Source organism: Pseudomonas sp. VS40 (assembly GCF_018587885.1).
Lineage (GTDB): Bacteria > Pseudomonadota > Gammaproteobacteria > Pseudomonadales > Pseudomonadaceae > Aquipseudomonas > Aquipseudomonas pergaminensis.
Genome location: NZ_JAGYWD010000005.1, coordinates 290,063 through 304,289, shown reverse-complemented (window position 1 = coordinate 304,289; position 14,227 = coordinate 290,063). Strand labels below are relative to the sequence as shown.

Annotated in this window: 14 protein-coding genes; 4 read left to right on the top strand and 10 right to left on the bottom strand. The window is 60.1% G+C overall.

The window, feature by feature from the left end; all coding sequences use genetic code 11:
• Window positions 1-93: 93 nt before the first annotated feature.
• The 4 genes from KHP07_RS17045 (at window position 94) to KHP07_RS17030 (ending at window position 3,839) form a co-directional block, all read left to right on the top strand.
• A complete protein-coding gene (locus tag KHP07_RS17045; protein WP_214497587.1) occupies window positions 94-822 on the top strand; it encodes a winged helix-turn-helix domain-containing protein in 729 nt (242 codons plus the stop codon).
• Window positions 815-1,510, top strand: coding sequence for a YuxH family protein (locus KHP07_RS17040; RefSeq protein WP_214497586.1), 696 nt, complete (start codon window positions 815-817; stop codon window positions 1,508-1,510). The genes KHP07_RS17045 and KHP07_RS17040 overlap by 8 nt, the downstream gene beginning before the upstream one ends.
• A 31-nt stretch (window positions 1,511-1,541) precedes the next feature.
• Entirely contained in the window at window positions 1,542-2,201 is a 660-nt protein-coding gene (locus KHP07_RS17035) for a winged helix-turn-helix domain-containing protein (protein WP_214497585.1), read from the top strand.
• Between the two features lie 246 nt (window positions 2,202-2,447).
• Window positions 2,448-3,839, top strand: a complete 1,392-nt coding sequence (locus KHP07_RS17030; protein WP_250883604.1) for an undecaprenyl-phosphate glucose phosphotransferase — start codon at window positions 2,448-2,450, stop codon at window positions 3,837-3,839.
• Window positions 3,840-3,878: 39 nt separating this feature from the next.
• On the opposite strand, the gene KHP07_RS17025 is transcribed toward KHP07_RS17030, so the two are convergent.
• The 10 genes from KHP07_RS17025 to gmd form a co-directional block, all read right to left on the bottom strand.
• Window positions 3,879-5,954 carry a YjbH domain-containing protein gene (locus KHP07_RS17025; protein WP_214497584.1) on the bottom strand — a complete coding sequence of 692 codons (2,076 nt, stop codon included), beginning with the start codon at window positions 5,952-5,954 and terminating at the stop codon, window positions 3,879-3,881.
• Entirely contained in the window at window positions 5,951-6,718 is a 768-nt protein-coding gene (locus KHP07_RS17020) for a capsule biosynthesis GfcC family protein (RefSeq protein ID WP_214497583.1), read from the bottom strand. Before KHP07_RS17020 ends, KHP07_RS17025 begins: the two co-directional genes overlap by 4 nt.
• On the bottom strand, window positions 6,715-7,368 hold the full coding sequence (locus KHP07_RS17015; RefSeq protein ID WP_428847430.1) for a YjbF family lipoprotein: 654 nt from the start codon (window positions 7,366-7,368) through the stop codon (window positions 6,715-6,717). The genes KHP07_RS17020 and KHP07_RS17015 overlap by 4 nt, the downstream gene beginning before the upstream one ends.
• Before the next feature lie 12 nt (window positions 7,369-7,380).
• Entirely contained in the window at window positions 7,381-8,493 is a 1,113-nt protein-coding gene (locus tag KHP07_RS17010; RefSeq protein WP_058425522.1) for a polysaccharide biosynthesis/export family protein, read from the bottom strand.
• 87 nt (window positions 8,494-8,580) lie between these two features.
• Window positions 8,581-8,820, bottom strand: a complete 240-nt coding sequence (locus KHP07_RS17005; protein WP_058425523.1) for a hypothetical protein — start codon at window positions 8,818-8,820, stop codon at window positions 8,581-8,583.
• A 180-nt stretch (window positions 8,821-9,000) separates the two neighbouring features.
• Window positions 9,001-10,410, bottom strand: a complete 1,410-nt coding sequence (locus tag KHP07_RS17000; RefSeq protein WP_214497582.1) for a mannose-1-phosphate guanylyltransferase/mannose-6-phosphate isomerase — start codon at window positions 10,408-10,410, stop codon at window positions 9,001-9,003.
• Between the two features lie 23 nt (window positions 10,411-10,433).
• The gene (locus KHP07_RS16995) at window positions 10,434-10,892 is read right to left on the bottom strand and encodes a GDP-mannose mannosyl hydrolase (RefSeq protein ID WP_214497581.1); all 459 of its coding nucleotides are present in this window, start codon (window positions 10,890-10,892) and stop codon (window positions 10,434-10,436) included.
• A 5-nt stretch (window positions 10,893-10,897) separates the two neighbouring features.
• Window positions 10,898-12,106 (bottom strand): glycosyltransferase WbuB, encoded by a 1,209-nt coding sequence (locus tag KHP07_RS16990; RefSeq protein ID WP_214497580.1) that lies wholly within the window; start codon window positions 12,104-12,106, stop codon window positions 10,898-10,900.
• Window positions 12,106-13,083, bottom strand: coding sequence for a GDP-L-fucose synthase (gene fcl, locus KHP07_RS16985; RefSeq protein ID WP_214497579.1), 978 nt, complete (start codon window positions 13,081-13,083; stop codon window positions 12,106-12,108). The genes KHP07_RS16990 and fcl overlap by 1 nt, the downstream gene beginning before the upstream one ends.
• 2 nt (window positions 13,084-13,085) lie before the next feature.
• Window positions 13,086-14,207 carry a GDP-mannose 4,6-dehydratase gene (gene gmd, locus KHP07_RS16980; RefSeq protein WP_214497578.1) on the bottom strand — a complete coding sequence of 374 codons (1,122 nt, stop codon included), beginning with the start codon at window positions 14,205-14,207 and terminating at the stop codon, window positions 13,086-13,088.
• Window positions 14,208-14,227: the final 20 nt, after the last annotated feature.

The following is a 14,227-nucleotide window of genomic DNA, read 5'->3' as shown; positions in this document are numbered from 1 at the left end:
TTTGTCACGTTTTACCGTATTCAATTCGATTAGTATCTAAACGCTAGCAGCGATTGAACTGACGGCCTTGCATGCCGGAAAAGGGAGTAGGTGATGCATTTTTCCAACGTCCTCGCTATTGCACGGACTCCATCTAAATCGGAGGATTTTCGAGAGCTTATAGTTCGCACTGTAGCGGATGATTTGAAAGTCGATACACGTTACTACGAACAACTCGTTGACACCCAGGAAAGCCACGCAAGCTACCGCGCCATCATCATAGAAATCGACACCCCCGCGGCGAGCAATCAAACCCTGGACATAATAAGAAAAACCCGAAACAGCCACCCCAACTGCACCATATTTGTCGTCGTCACATTCGCCTCCAGTTTGAGCAAGACCAAATACTATCTGGCTGGCGCGGATTACTGCATCAAAGTGGCAGAGGCGTCCCCTGAAAAAAAGTTAAGCCTGTTCGATGCTTTTCTCAGTGAAGGTGAACGACTGAATCGTTGTGGCCTGGTGCTCGATCAGGATCGCATGTGCCTTTACGGTAACGGCAAGAAACTTGAAATATCCTTCGTCGAAATGAAAGTTCTGGACGCGCTTATACAGCGCCGACTGCTCAGTCACAATGAAATTGCCGAAGTCATGGGCCTTAATACCAAGTACTACGACTCGCGTGCCCTGGAAAAGTCCATCAGCCGACTGCGCAGTAAAATCAAGGCGCACTACGGTGACAACATTATTCAGAATATCCGTGGTTATGGGTACAAACTCAGCCGGGGAGTTATATGTGCCAGCCATTTTCAAACCGCCAAGGAAAGACCCCATCGTGAATAGCGAAAAGGTAGCCCCTGCCGATGCTGTGGACTTCAGGCTTGCCAGGCAAGCCATCGTTGATCGCAGCCATGCACTTTGGGGCAGCGAAGTCAGCGTCGGCTCACTGCAGGATCACCAAGTACCCGACAGCGCCTACCACAAGGCGCTGCAACGTATCAGCGCACCACACAAAGCCTGCAACTCCGTTGTCAGCCGCAAGTTACTGCGGATCGATCAAGCCGCCTTGATGAATGAAGATCTCCACAAGAGCATTGTTCAGACCGCCCAGTCACTGGAAAAACGCAGACAGCCCTTTACGCTCAGTATTACCAATCCTCTGGATGCCCTGCCCGGCCCTGTCGAACGCCGAGCGATGGTGCGTCAGTTATATAAGTTAAAAGACCAGTGCGCTGTCACCCTGGCCTACAACAATTACAGACTCGATACAAAACCGGCAGACCTGCTGATCGACCTCAAGCTTTACGACTACGTGAAAATGCCTTTTCCGGACTCCGCCCTGCGGCTGAGCCTGAATACGCGTTCCGGTCTGTTCGATCGGCTGTACGACCGCATGCTAGAGCTGATCAGTGCAACCCGGGTGTGCTTCATCGCCGACACCGTGGAATTTGCCGACAGCGCCATGCTGGCTAAAAACCTGCCGTTCGAATACTTTCAGGGCGGTTACTACTCCCCTGCCGACTGCTTATAAAAACCGCACTTTCATACTAACGGTGGACACTATGAGTTCCCTCAAGAAACACGCCTTCACCCCCACACTTGCGGCCATCGCACTGCGAGACTTTACGCCCAATGCCGAATTTTTTCATTACGACTTGAATACATTCGCGCCAATAGAAACAGACCCTAAAATCCGTGCAAACAACCCTCAACACTGCAACTCCGATGACAACCGTCGCCTGACAACCTATGTCATTACCCACACACTTGGCTTACCCTCACACTCTTTTAACGCTGTGCGACAAGAATCCAGACTACCCATGCCAGCGGGTCACGACAGCACGCCCAATAGCCCCACTCAGCCTACTGATATAACCTCTGAGCGAACTCAACTTTATCCTCAGGATTTCTGGCTATTGACACAACATGACCGCACCCTGGTCAAAGGCGGCTTACGTATTTCGCTGACAACCATTGAATCGGCGTTGATTAAAAAGATGCTGCACCATGAAGAGCGTGTTGTCAGCAAAGAGGAGCTGATCCGTAATATCGGACGCGAACCTGATCTATATCGCGGGTTGGAAATGTGCCTGAGCCGGCTCCAAGAAAAGTTCAAGCGTGTCAACGATGGCGAACGCTTGTTTCGTGCGGTGAGAAACCGTGGCTATTGTCTTACACAAAAAATCAAGAAGCCCTTGGAACTCACTCAGTCACGCCGTTAAAACAAAAAAAAGAACGGATACTTTGATACCCACCCTGCCTATTAATACACACTTTTTTACCTGCCCTTTTATAACACCCTCACACTAAGACGCCGCTGCCCCTGTTATAAGTCGTCAGCCAATGCCTCCTGCCGTTCATTACTATCCGTGGGTACGCGCGTCCGCGTGCCTATCTTTTAGTGCGGGTATTCCACCGCGTGATTAGACCCTGCCACCACCTGCGTGGTCACCACCGGGAGCAGAACTATGCTGAATAACACTAGAATGCATCGCAACCTGACCCCCAAGGGTTTGACGTTCTGGGGTCAGTGGATGCTTGCCTCGAGTTTGGTCGTTGCACTGTTATTTATGTTGGTCGTGTTCAGGACCGGCCAACTTGAGTACAACTACCGTGTGCTTGCGGCGTTTACCATACTGGCTTCATTACCGGCGTACAGTCTGTGTGATGTCTACAGCAAGAAAGATGACTATGGCGTAGGCTTGGGACGGCTGTTCATGGGATGGTTACTCACCGCTTTAATAGTGTTCGCGGTGGGTATCGCCTGCAATGCCACCTCATTCTTTCCATTGGATATCTTGTTGCTCTGGGCGGCGGTTAGTTACCCTCTGCTGGCCCTGTGTTATATCCCACTGCACAGCCTGTCCCGGTATTACCATCGCCAACTTCACCAACGGCATAAGTCACTGATAGTGGGCACCGGCAAACTTGCCGTCGACCTGGCGAACACCCTGTCTCGCCAAAAGCGCTCACCGTTGGTGGGGCTCGTCGGCAGCCATGCCGAGGCCGCGCCGGATGCACAGGCGCAGATCCTTGGCGAGCTGCCGCAATTGCCGCAACTGATCCGCCAGCATGGCATTCGCCGCCTGTACATCACCCACTCGTTGCAGGACGCCACCCACATCGAGTCGTTGTACCTCAACCTGCTGGAGATCAGCGTGGATGTGATCTGGGTGCCCGACCTCAACAACATGCTGCTGCTCAACCATTGCGTCGCCGAAGTGGACGGGCTGCCAGCGATCTTCCTCAATGAAAGCCCGCTGACCAGCCGCCCCACAGCCGCCCTGAGCAAAGCGTTGCTGGACAAGAGCATCGCGCTACTGGCCATCCTGGTGCTGAGCCCGGTGCTCCTGGCGTTTGCCCTGCTGATCAAGCTCACCTCCCCCGGCCCGGTGATCTTCAAACAGGACCGCCACGGCTGGAATGGCCAGGTGATCAAGGTGTGGAAGTTCCGCTCGATGCGCGTGCATGACGACCACGAGGTACGCCAGGCCAGCCGCAACGATTCGCGCATCACCCCGGTCGGCCGGTTTATCCGCCGCACCTCTATCGATGAATTGCCGCAATTGTTCAACGTGTTGCAAGGGCATATGGCCCTGGTCGGTCCACGCCCCCACGCCATCGCACACAACGACTATTACTCGGGCAAGATTCACGCGTACATGGCGCGCCATCGCATCAAGCCCGGCATCACCGGGCTGGCGCAGATCAATGGATGCCGGGGTGAGACCGAGACACTGGAGAAGATGCAAAAACGCGTCGACATCGACCTGCGCTACATCAACACCTGGTCGTTGTGGCTGGATATCAAGATCCTGCTGAAGACACCGTTTACGCTGCTGTCCAAGGACATCTACTAACCCCCTGTACCTGTAGGAGCAAGTTCGCTCCTACAGGCCTTACTCAGTGATCTTGTCGATATTCTTGTAGAACAATGCACTGTCGCGCCCATCCGTCATCGAATGCAGCGAATACGCGCGATTCAGGCGCGCGCCGCCATCGCGGGTCAGCGGTGCCCACACCAGGTTGGCGCGGCGCATCGTCGACAGGCTCATCAACTCATCAAACGGAATGGACAGGTAGAGGCCCTTGTCGAAGGCGCCTTCGCCAAACTCTTGCTTGGACACGTTGGTGCGAGTGATCCACGCACCAATCCGCACGCCATTGTTGAACTCCCGCGAAAGATCCAGCGTTGCACCCCAGTCCCGAGCCAGGTAGCGACCGACACTCAAGGCCCCCTGCAGGTTGAATGGCAGGTCGGTATACCCGGTGATATGCCCGGTCACCGTGCGATAGTCACGCAGGCTCAAATCCTGCTCGAAACCGCGCTGACGCACATAGTTCACATCGGCACCCACCGCCCAGCCCTGGCCCATCGGCCTGTACAGCACTTCACTGCCCACACCGGCATACATCGATTCCAGCAAACCACCGTAGACCATGCCGTACAGGTCCTGGTCCAGGCGCTGCGCATGGTTGAGCTGGAAGGTCGTCAGGGTCACGTCGGCGCTGGTCATGTACTTGCGCAGGTCGGTGCGAACCCGCGGCAAGCCCGTGGGCGCGTCGTAGGTGAACCCATCGTAGTTGTTCAGCAGGTTGACGCTGAGCAAACCACTCCACCAGGTGTTGCGGGTAAAGCGGTACTCGGCATCGAGGTCGGCGGAAACCTGGTAGAGCAAACCATCCGGCCCACCGACGTTCTGCTTGTAGCCCAGGCCCAGCCCATAGCTGAGGGGCTTCGGCGTTTGGGTGTAGAGCACGGTCTGCGTGCGCTCGCTGGCACGATTGACCTCGACCTGGCGGTGCAGGTCCTGCAGGGCTTCGCGCTGGTTGACCACCTCGCGAAAGGTCTTGCGCGGCACGCTGGTTTCCTCGATCGGCATGGCATAGCGTTCGCTGACCAGGGTGAACCAGTCGATCTGGTCATTCACGCTGTTGTCCAGAATACGACTGGCGCGCCCCACCGCCTTGGCGCTGTAGAAATAGCGCTGCTGTTCGCCATACACCAGCAACTCCGGACCACGCTGGGTAATGCGTTGCACATTGTAGCCGGCGTTATCGTGCAGGCGCAGGGACACGGCGGCCCAATCCACCTGGTCCGGCGGTGTGGTTGGTGGCTTCGCCGGCAACGGGGGGGCCGGTGGGTCATAGGTCTTGGCCGGTGCCTTGCGGCTGACAAAATTGGTGTGCAGCGTAATGCCGAACATCGCGGTATTGCCCCGCTCCCACGCAGCGCTCACATCGACCGCATCGGCGAGCTTGTAGACCAGGCCCAGGTTGACCGGTGAAGCCTGGCGAAAGCTGTTGCTGCGTGGTTCATTTTTGTAGTCGTTGCCTTCCACTTCAAGCTTGAGGCTCAACGGCGCCCAGGGCGTCTGGTAGCCAATACCGCCAAACAGCGCGGGCCGGCCACGGAAATAGCCGTTGGAAAAACTGCCGGATCCTTCAGCGGTGGGACGCTCGTTGAATCGATCATCCAGCACGCCTAGCGGGTTGCCTAAGTCACCACGGCTGCCCAGGTAACCCCAGGCGATACCAGCGCTGAAATCCACGTCGCCATACCGCTTGTTGGCCACCAGGTATTCACTGGAAAACAGCCCGGTGCCGCCCAGGTCCATGAACCCCAGCGCCACTTCCGGCAACCAGTGGGTTTCCTGGTTCAAGCGCACCTTGGCGTCGACGGCCTTGTCCTTGTAACTCTGGCCGCCGCTGAACGACTCAGCGCCATAGGGCCGGTTAGTGATCGCGGTGTAGCGGAACGTGCCTTCCAGCCAGTCCAGTGGTTGCGCAGAAAAACTGTAGCGGCTGTAGGGCTCGGTGCGGTTGGCGTTCACGCTGAGTTCGCCGGCGGGCGCCATGCGGGCGGTAGGCGTCTGCAGCAGCCCCACGCCGCCGAAATCGCTTTGGGTGTAACGGGGATCACCATGCACGACGCCACAAGGCACCAGCAGCACGGCCGCAATACATAATTTCAAGGCGTGACCTCGGCCAGGGGTTGGGTGGCGAGAAACTCGGCCAGTTGCTGATTCAGGTCAGGGGTGGGCGCGCTCAGGTCGTCACTGCGGATCGGCACCAGCAGCGTGGCGCCGGGCGCTGGGGGGGCGCCCTCTTCGCGGTTCCAGGGCGCAATGCCCAGGCGCGAGACCTTCCCGTCAGGCTGGATCACCCACAAATAATCAGCATCCGCCTCCATCAGTGGCGGGCACGCGGTGAGGTAATCCCGGGCTGCCCGCAGCGGCTCGAACGCCAGGCTGCACGCCGCAGCGACAGCCCCCACCACGCGCACCTGCGTGGGCCGTGGCGGGTATACCAGGCGGTCGCCATCGCTGAGCGGCAGGTTCGGCGCAAAGCCGACTTCCACCGCCACCGGGTCCAGCACCGCCACCTGGCGGCCAGTGACAGGTAAGGGCTGCACCTGCCGATACAAGCGTTCGGCACTATGAGCCCGGCCTTCAAGCCCTTCAGCCAACGCGGCCTGGTGCAGGGTTTGCAAATCAAACAGCACGCCGGCCTTGAGCCGCGCCTGGCGTTCCAGCAAGGGTTGATGCAACCAGGCTGCTCCCAGCCAATAACCCTGGGCATCCGGTTGCGACGGAATGATCGCGTCCAGCAAACGTGCATCGGGTGGCAGCGCGATAGGCCCTGGGGTGCGCACCTGGCCGCTGACGGTCACGGCGGCCTGGCTCGTACTGACGCAACTCCAGAACAGCAGCAGCGCCGTGAGTATTCGACCGATCATCGGGCGTCCTTGCGAGTGGGTTGCAGCTGGGTGATGGTCAGGGTCAGGTCGGGCGTGAGGTGCTGTTCGCTCTGCACGATAAAGCCGTCGACGGGGTCGACCCAGTAACGGTTGCGCGCCTGAAAGCCGCTGGCCTCGACGTCTTCGTCCACCCGCAACAAGGCGTAGGGCTTGCCGAGGATCTCGACCGTTTCGATGCCCTTGCGGGTCATACGGCTGGTAAGCGGGATGCCCATGCGATAGCCGTCCACCCCATCGATCTGCCGCGTGCTGCGGTAGCCATCCGGCATACGGTGCAAGCCTTGCTGGAAAGGCGACTGGCCCTGCCAGTGCGTGCCATTGAGGTCCACGCCCAGGCCGACCGTGCGCACCACCAGACCATTACGCACCAACAGCACCTGCTTGCCGGAAGCCACCCAGAACTGCAGGTCGCCACGCTGGCGAATCAGCGCCATCACCCCTTCGCTGGACACCGTGGTGACCTTGATCTGGGCAAACGGCACCGCATCCACCTGGGCCTGGGTCAGTGCCAGTGGCGCCGGCCCGCCCACGGCCGCCTTGAAGGTATCGAGGGAGGCGGTCATCAGTGGATTGCAGCCAGCCAACAGCCACGCCAACCCCATATAAGCAGCGATTTTATGAGTGTTCACGCAGGTTCCACCCTATCGGCTGCTGGCTTCGCTCAGGTTGTTCTGGGTGGACGCGCCGATGCCGACGATTGTGGCCGAAGGGATCAACTGGCTGATGAAGCGGTTCCAGCGCGTGATATTCGCCGGGCCGACAAACACCACATCCTGGGGCTGCACATCAAAGCGCGTGGCCAGGGCCATGGCCGAAGGGGACGCAGCTTCCAGCTGGAACACCTTGGCCGGCTCGTTGGCGATGTTCTGCGCGCCGCGAATCACATAGATCGCGTCCGCGTTGGAGGTGTTCTGATTGACCCCACCCACCGAGCCGAGCACGTCGGAGAGGTTCATGCTGCGGGTCTTGAAGGTCAGGGCACGGGGCTGCATGACTTCGCCCATCACATAGATGCGCTTGCGGTCATTGTAGGCCAGGTACAACTGGTCGCCGTCCTTGAGGTAGATGTCGTTCAGGCGCGACTGCGCCAGGTTGAGCGTGTCGAGGTCCAGGGTGTAGCGCTTGCCGCCTCGGCTGAGCGTGAGGTTGGACAGATCGGCATTGAGCGGGTCGATCCCGGCGGCGCCCATGGCTTCCATCACGTTCAACGGGATGGTGGTGATCGGCACCGGCCCGGCCTTGGCCACCGCGCCGGTGATCACCACGCGCTGGCTGGCGAAGCGCAGTACGCTGACGTCCACCTGGGGGCTATCGATGTATTGGCGCAGCTTGTCGGTGATCTCACTGCGCAGCGCTTCAATGGATCGACCCTTGGCAACCAACTCACCCACGTAGGGGTAGAACAGGTTGCCCTCGGGGCTGACCAAGCGGCCGTTGGCGTCGATCTGTTGTTGCGGGCCGGACGGTGCCGTGAGTTCAGGGTGATCCCATACAGTGATATACAACGCGTCATTGGCGCCGATCAAATACGGGCCCGGCTTATAACTCAATAGTTCCGCAGGAATGGAATAAGGCACTTGGCTGGCCGCGTCCATGGCAAGTAACTTTGGTGTGATCGGAATCAAATCCACCCGGCTGTTTTGCGCGCCGCCACTTTCAGTCAACGCCGCCGTGTCCATGTATTGGCCCGGTGCGAACATGCAGCCCTGTAACAATGCAGCGGCCACGGCCGCCACAGAAAAAATACGCATCATAGTGCTCGGACACTCGCGATAAACGACAAGAAAAAAAGACTACTCGGATGGGGAATCCAAGCAGTCTGAAAAGCGGAAGGTGGTGGATCAGTTGCCGGTGCCGGTGGTTCCGGTCGTACCGGTGGTCCCGGTGGTGGTGCCGCCGTTGGAACTGCCGCCGCTGTTGGACGCAGCCGCCACGCCGGCAACAATGGCGCTGGCGACCAGCAGGGTTTCCCCGACTGTCACCGAACCCGCGACCTTGGTACTGAGCCCCAACGGCAACTCGTCGGCCAACACCGTCGTACTCATGACACTGAGCACAATAACCGCCAGTGCTTTTCTCATAACAGACTCCTTATCGTCAGTGAGTAGCCGGGCCGATAGTGCCATCCAACTAAACAGCGCACCAGACGGGTAACTTCCAGGTGCATTAGTTGAAAATAACGTTTTACCGGCAAAGTGCCCGGCCCTCACTGCATTGCCGATGTTTGAAGTTATTCGGAACGTTATTAATTGTCGGAAACTTCAGGCCCTGCCGTACTTGTCTTCAAATCGGACAATGTCGTCTTCGCCCAGATAAGACCCCGACTGCACTTCGATCAACTCCAAAGGAATCACCCCAGGATTCTCCAGCGCATGCACCTGGCCGATGGGGATATAGGTCGACTGGTTTTCCGCGACCAGGTAGGTCTGCTCGCCATTGGTGACCCGGGCCGTGCCGCTGACCACGATCCAGTGTTCGGCGCGGTGGTGATGCATCTGCACCGACAATTTGGCTCCCGGCTTCACGGTGATGCGTTTGACCTGATACCGCGCGCCGCTGTCCACCGAGTCATACATGCCCCACGGCCGATACACCTCTCGGTGGTTGAGGTGCTCGTGCCGCCCGGCCTGCTTAAGCTGATCGACGATCCCCTTGACCTGCTGCACCTGCTCCTTGTGAGCCACCAGCACGGCGTCCTTGGTCTCGACGATGATCAAGTCGTGCACCCCGACGGTGGCGACCAGGCGGCTGTCGGCGTGCACATAGCTATCGCGGGTATCGAGCAGCAACCCATCACCGCGCAGCACATTGCCGCCGGCGTCTTTTGCACTGGCCTCCCACAGGGCCGACCACGAGCCGATATCGCTCCAGCCGGCGTGCAAGGGCACCATCACCGCGTCATCGGTTTTTTCCATCACGGCGTAGTCGATGGAGTCGTCCGGACATGTGGCGAAGGTTGCCGCATGCACGCGGGTAAACGGCAGGTCCTGGCTACCGCCCTCCAGCGCCACGCGGCAGGCTTCGAGCATGGCCGGCTGGAAGCGTTCGAGTTCTGCCAGGTAGCGGCTGGCGCGGAACATGAACATGCCGCTGTTCCAGGCGTAATAACCGCTCGCCACATACTGCGCGGCCGTGGCGGCGTCCGGCTTCTCGACAAAGCGCTTGACCCGGTAACTGCCCTCGCCCACCGCCGTGCCCTGCTCGATGTAGCCATAGCCGGTATGCGCGCAGGTCGGGGTGATGCCGAAGGTCACCAGCTTGCCGGCCCTGGCCAGGGGCAGCGCCACTTCGAGGCTGGCATGGAACGCGGGCACATCTTCGATCAAATGGTCGGCGGCCAGCACCAGCAGGATCGGGTCCTGGTCCTCGGCAACCGCCTTGCACGCCGCCAGGGCGATGGCCGGCGCGGTGTTGCGCCCAACCGGCTCCAGCAGGATGCTCGCCTGCTCCATGCCGAGCTGGCGCAACTGCTCGGCCACTAGGAAACGATGCTGCTCGTTACAGATCAACTGCGGCAAGGCGACATTGGCGCCCTCCAGGCGCTGGATGGTCTGCTGCAGCATCGACAGGTGCGCATCGGTCAGGCGCAGGAACTGCTTGGGGTTCAGTTGCCGCGACAGCGGCCACAGGCGCGACCCCGAACCGCCCGCCATGATCACGGGTAACAACATAAATGCATCCTCGAGGCAGAGCGTCAAAAATAGGCGCGGCTGTTTTCATGCACGCGCGGGCTGAAGCGCAGTTCATCCTGTGGCCACCAACGGTACTGCTGATGTTGCTCGGTGGGCAGCAAGAGAGTCTGCCCATCTTCCAGGTCCAGGCAATAACCGAGCACCACATAGTGGGTATCCGGCCCGCTGCCGGCATTGGCGAACACGCCGTCATCGTAGAAGTGCTCGTACACCCCGAGCAGACGCGCATTGGCGCGTTCAAACGTGCGTCCCAGCTCTTCGCCGGTGATGCGCCGGAACGCGCTGTCGAGGCTTTCGTTCTTGCGGATACGCCCCCCGGGCACGAACCAGAAACCAAAGGCTGGCCGGTTGACGCGCAAACCGAGCAAGACTTCGCCACGGCTGTTTCTCACCACTAGGTCAATCGCCACCAACGGCGTCGAAGCCACGACCGTTTGGAAGGTCGGTAAATCAAGCCACATACCCATCAAACCTGTGCCAGAAAACGTTGCAGAATGCGTTCCTTGTCGAGGAACTCCTTGGCGTAATTCAACGCCACCTCATTACGCCTCGGCATTGCCAGTGCCCGCTCGATACCCGTGCTCAGTGCCGTGACCGATTCCGGCTCGATCAACACCGCAATGCCCTGATGTTCCTCGCACAGGCGGCCGAGGGTGGTATCGGGGTCGGCGGTGATAATTGCGTTGCCGCCCACGGCCAGAATGTTGGTGAGTTTGGACGGCAACACCGCATCTGCAACGCCGCGCTTCTGGATCACCAGGTGCACGTCGGCCGAGGCCAGCAGCGCCGGCAAGTCCTCGTAGGCCTGCAACGGCGCGAACAGCACATTGCGCAGCCCGTCACGCTGTACACGTTCGAGCAGACGCGCCTTGCCGGTGCCCTGGCCGACGATCAGGAACACCCACTCCGTGCGCTGGGCATGGGCCTGGGCGGCATCGAGGATCAGCTCCAGGCCTTGCTTCTCGCCGAGGTTGCCGGAGTACAACAACACCTTGGTTCCCGGCGGCACGCCCAGGCGTTGCAGCAACGCGCGGTCGCGCGGCACATCGCGAAAGCGTGCGGTCTCCGACCAGTTCGGAAAGAACATCAGCCGCTGGCTGTACACGCCCTTGCCCCGTGCCTTGTGGAGCATGCCGCTGGAAATCGTCGAGACCCGATCAAAGCGCCGCAGCAGCCAGCGCTCCACACCCAACGCCAGGCGCCGCAACAGCGAACCGCCGCCAATGCCCAGGCCGAGCATCGCATCCACTTCATAGTCCTGGACATGCAACACCGACCGCGCGCCACTGAGCTTGGCCAACAGCAACGCCTGGGGCGCACAGAACAGCGTGGGCACCACCAGGATCACCAGGTCCGGCTTCCAGCGCAGTTGCCCCAGCACCGCCACACACGAGCTGGCGGAAAAACTCATCAGGTGCAGCAGACGCGTCATCGCCGTGGGCTGGCGCGGTACGTAAAGCGGACAACGGATCACCGTCACGCCGGCATCCAGCTCGGTACGAAAACGCCACGGCGAATAGCCCTCGCCCACCTGCCACTGCGGGTAATACGGCGGCGCCGTGACTACGCGGACCTGATGACCTTGCGCCGCCAGCCAGCGCGCCTGTTCACCGCTGTACTTGCCGATACCGGTCAGCTCCGGGCTGTAATTGATGCCGTACAAAAGCACTTTCATCACTGGCCCCGAGGCTGTTCGAGCGCCGCGAGATAGGCGTTGTAGGCGTCACGCAAGCCCTCCTCCAGCGGCACGTAGGCTTCCCAGCCAAGGGCGTTGATACGGCTGACATCGAGCAACTTGCGCGGCGCACCGTCGGGTTTGTCGGTGTCGAAACGCAGGCGCCCCTGGAAGCCGGTGACCCGCACCAGCGCCTCGGCCAACTCGGCGATGGTGCAATCCACGCCGGTGCCTACGTTCAGGTGCGAGCGCATCGGCTGGGTCTGTTCGCGGTAGCGCGCCGCATCGAGTTCCATCACATGCACGCTGGCCGCCGCCATGTCATCCACGTGCAAGAATTCCCGTCGCGGTCGGCCACTGCCCCAGATCACCACCTCGTCATCGCCGCGCTGGGTCGCTTCGTGGAAGCGCCGTAACAAGGCGGCGATCACATGGCTGTTTTGCGGATGGTAGTTATCGCCCGGCCCATACAGATTGGTCGGCATCACACTGCGGTAATCGCGGCCGTGCTGGCGGTTGTAGCTTTCGCACAGCTTGATCCCGGCGATCTTGGCCACGGCGTAGGGCTCGTTGGTGGGTTCCAGTGCACCGTCCAGCAACACCGCTTCGATCATCGGTTGCGGCGCATGCACCGGGTAGATGCATGACGAGCCGAGGAACAACAGTTGCTGCACGTCATGGCTGTGGGCAGCGTGGATCACATTGGCCTGGATCATCAGGTTCTGGTAGATGAAGTCGGCCGGGTATGTGGCGTTGGCATGAATCCCACCCACCTTGGCGGCCGCCAGGTACACCTGGTCGATACGGTGCCTGGCGAAGTACGCCTGCACGGCCGCCGGGTCGAGCAGGTCCAGTTCATCGCGGCCCGCCGTGAGTATCTGCGTGTAGCCCAAGGCCCAGAGGCGCCGCACGATGGCCGAACCGACCATGCCGCGATGGCCGGCGACAAAAATCCGCGCATCAAGATCACGTGCCATGTTCAGTTCTCCACCGCAATCGGTGCGTCATGCCCGTGCAGGCGCAGCAAGGCGTGGCGCTGGGCGATCTTGAGGTCTTCGCGGACCATCTCCGCACACATCGCCTGCGCACTGATTTCAGGCACCCAACCGAGCACGCGCTTGGCCTTGGACGGGTCGCCCAGCAGCGTCTCCACCTCGGCCGGGCGGAAGTAACGCGGGTCCACCCGGACAATCACGTCGCCCACCAGAATGCCCGGCGCCAGGTCGCCGTCGATGTGCTCGACCACCGCCACCTCCTCCACGCCTTCACCCACAAAGCGCAGGCGTAGCCCAAGCTCCGCCGCCGACCAGCGAATGAAGTCACGCACCGAATACTGCACACCGGTGGCGATCACGAAATCTTGCGGGCTGTCCTGCTGCAACATCATCCACTGCATGCGCACATAGTCCTTGGCATGCCCCCAGTCGCGCAGGGCATCCATGTTGCCCATGTACAGGCACGGCTCCAGGCCCAGCGCGATGTTGGTCAGGGCGCGGGTGATCTTGCGCGTCACGAAGGTTTCCCCGCGGCGTGGCGACTCGTGGTTGAACAGGATGCCGTTGCACGCATACAGGCCGTAGGCTTCACGGAAGTTCACGGTGATCCAGTAGGCGTACAACTTGGCTACCGCATAGGGCGAGCGCGGGTAGAACGGCGTGGTTTCCTTCTGCGGGGTTTCCTGCACCAAGCCATACAACTCGGAGGTCGAGGCCTGGTAGAAGCGGGTCTTTTTTTCCAGGCCCAACAGGCGGATCGCTTCAAGAATACGCAAGGTGCCCAGGGCGTCCACATCGGCGGTGTATTCCGGTGAATCGAAGCTCACCGCCACATGGGATTGCGCGCCGAGGTTGTAGATTTCGTCGGGCTGGACCTGCTGGATGATGCGCGTCAAGTTCGACGAGTCCGCCAGGTCGCCGTAGTGTAGGATCAGGTTTTTATGCAGGGCCTGCGGGTCCTGGTAAATATGATCGATGCGCTGGGTATTGAACGACGACGAACGGCGCTTGAGGCCGTGCACCGTATAGCCTTTTTCCAGCAGCAGCTCCGCCAGGTACGAGCCATCCTGGCCGGTAATACCGGTGATAAGCGCAACTTTGTTCATGTCTGTCTCCCGATTGATAG